The organism is Arthrobacter sp. Y3223164 (assembly GCF_059091005.1).
On record NZ_JBNHGF010000408.1, the window covers coordinates 1 to 2388 of the forward strand.

Below are 2388 nucleotides of genomic sequence, written 5' to 3' on the forward strand. Positions count from 1 at the left end.
CGGCCACGCCGGGCGAGCTCGGCCATGACCTCCGCTCCCGCACCGGCGGCCGTTCCAAAGGACGCACGGGGGTTGACCGCGACGGCGATCGGCGCAGAGGACGGCAGCGAGGTCACAGCAGATCATTGTGGCATCGCGGCGGCCCGCGGTCGCGGTACGACACAGGCGGCCGGCGGTTACACTTGGCTTCGCGCAGGACTCCCGAGACCCGACAGAGAGGCGGCCGGTGATTCCCCTATCCCACTACGACGTCCTGGGGTTGCCGGTTAATGCCACGGCGCACCAGATCAAGGCCGCGTACCGCCGGGCCGCCCGCGCCACGCACCCGGACCATGGCGGGGATGCCGCCGAGTTCCGCCGCGTCAGCCAGGCCTACGAAGTCCTCAGCAACCCGCAGGCCAGGTCCCGCTACGACCGTTCCTACGGTGCCGCCGGCCCGGGCGCCCCGACGGACAGCACCGGAACCTTCGCGGCCGGCCCCGGCCCCCGGCACTCTGCGCCCGGACAACGCGGGCCGTCGGCGTCGGACTCCCCCGTCTATGTTCCCGCCTACGGCTCCCCGGACGGGTCCCCTGCATTGCCGGAGAACATCGCCCGCCAACACATCCATGGGGCGCCGCGGAAGCGTGGCATCTTCGGCGCCGGGGCCCGACTGCGGCGCGAGGCGCTGACGGCGCAGCTGATCAGCCGGCAGATCCTGCCGGCCATCCCGTCCGCACGGCTGGTCAACGGCTTGCACTCGCCGGCGGACAACGGCTTCATCGACCACGCGCTGTTGGCAGGCTACCGGCTGGCACTGATTGATTCGATGCTGCTGCCGCGGGGGAATTTCCGCTGGGACGGCCGCACCCTGCACAAGGACGGACGGATCGTGGAACCGCCGAGGCTGGCACCGGCGGTGCGCAGGATGCAGGAACTGTTTCCGGAACTCAATGTCACCGGTTGGACGGTGATCCACTCCGCCGACGGGAACCTCCACGAACCGGTCATCGATTACACGCGCGGCTACGACCCGGACGGGATCGTCCCGGTGCACGTGGTCAACGCGGCGCGTCTGGTGCGCGAGCTCAAACAGTTCCTGTCCTCCGGCCCGGCGCCAAACACCGTGCACGTCCCCTCGCTCGCCAGGTTGCTGGGCGGCATGCACGCCTGACGGCGTGCTTCCCCGCCCGCCCGGGTGCTGCTCCGCCCGCCAGCCCGGATGCCGGGCCGCGGCTGAGGCGCGCTTAGGATGTAATCCGTGTTCCGCATCCTCTTCTACGCCCCCGAAATCCCCGGCAATACCGGCAACGCCATCCGGCTGGCCGCGGTCACCGGAGCCGAACTGCACCTGGTCGAGCCGCTGGGCTTCACCTTCGAAGACTCCAAGCTGCGCCGCGCCGGGCTGGACTACCACGATCTTGCCGTGGTCCGGGTCCACGCGGATCTGGAGGCTGCGTGGGACGCCCTGCAGCCGGAACGGGTCTTCGCTTTTGCGTCCGACGGGGAGCGCTCCTACACGGACGTCGCCTACGCTCCCGGCGACGTGCTGATGTTCGGGCCGGAGTCGGTCGGTCTGCCGGCATCGGTCAAACAGGATCCGCACGTCACGGCGCGGCTGCGCCTGCCCATGCTTCCGTCGCTGCGGTCGCTGAACCTGGCCAACGCGGCCTCCATCGCCGTCTATGAGGCGTGGCGGCAGCACGGTTTTGCCGGGGCCAAACTGTAGCGCCGACGCGGTTCGGTGCGGCGGCGTGTCGGGCTGGACCCTGCCTTCGGCGGGGACGGATAGACTTGAATGATATGGATACGCCCCAGCCATCTGATCGCCTGGCCAGCCCCGGTAACTCCCCCGGGGACAACGACTACGCACCGGATGACGATGCCTCCGTGCTGCACGCCGACCAGCTCACCGGCGGATCGGAAGACGCCGAGCGGCGGCCGATGCCGGCCGTCACGAAGTGGCTGCTGCTTGCCCTGGCCGCCGTCGTCGTGGTGGTGGGGGCCATCGCCGTAGCGAAAACCGTGGGCGGAACCTCGGACCAGGACGTCACGGCTGCCGCGGACGTCGTCGCCAGCCAGCAGGAACTGGAGGGAGGCGGCACCGTGGACGCCTCGGTGTCGCTCCGCGAGAACGCCGCCGTCCTGACGTTCCACGGCGTCCAGGCGTCCGAGGGGCGCACGTACCAGGTCTGGCGGCTTCCGGCGGACGGTTCGGCGCCGGTGTCGGCCGGCACCATCGACGCCGCCGACATCACCTCGGGCAAGCCGGTGGTTATCGACGGCATCTCCACCAGCCGAGAACTGGCCGTCTCCATCGAGGCACCCGGCGGAGCCGAATCGCCCCGCCTGCCGTTCGCCGTCGTCATTCCGCTCGCCACGCCGTAGCCCGGCGCCGCCGGCCACCTG

3 protein-coding genes are annotated in these 2388 nt (G+C 70.6%); all 3 read left to right on the forward strand.

The features are described from left to right. Window positions 1-226 precede the first annotated feature (226 nt). The 3 genes from AC5RUJ_RS14710 (at window position 227) to AC5RUJ_RS14720 (ending at window position 2367) form a co-directional block, all read left to right on the forward strand. Window positions 227-1153, forward strand: a complete 927-nt coding sequence (locus AC5RUJ_RS14710; protein WP_494128643.1) for a J domain-containing protein — start codon at window positions 227-229, stop codon at window positions 1151-1153. A gap of 87 nt (window positions 1154-1240) precedes the next feature. Then, on the forward strand, window positions 1241-1708 hold the full coding sequence (locus AC5RUJ_RS14715; protein ID WP_494012531.1) for a tRNA (cytidine(34)-2'-O)-methyltransferase: 468 nt from the start codon (window positions 1241-1243) through the stop codon (window positions 1706-1708). A gap of 74 nt (window positions 1709-1782) precedes the next feature. After that, entirely contained in the window at window positions 1783-2367 is a 585-nt protein-coding gene (locus AC5RUJ_RS14720; protein WP_494128644.1) for an anti-sigma factor, read from the forward strand. Window positions 2368-2388: the final 21 nt, after the last annotated feature.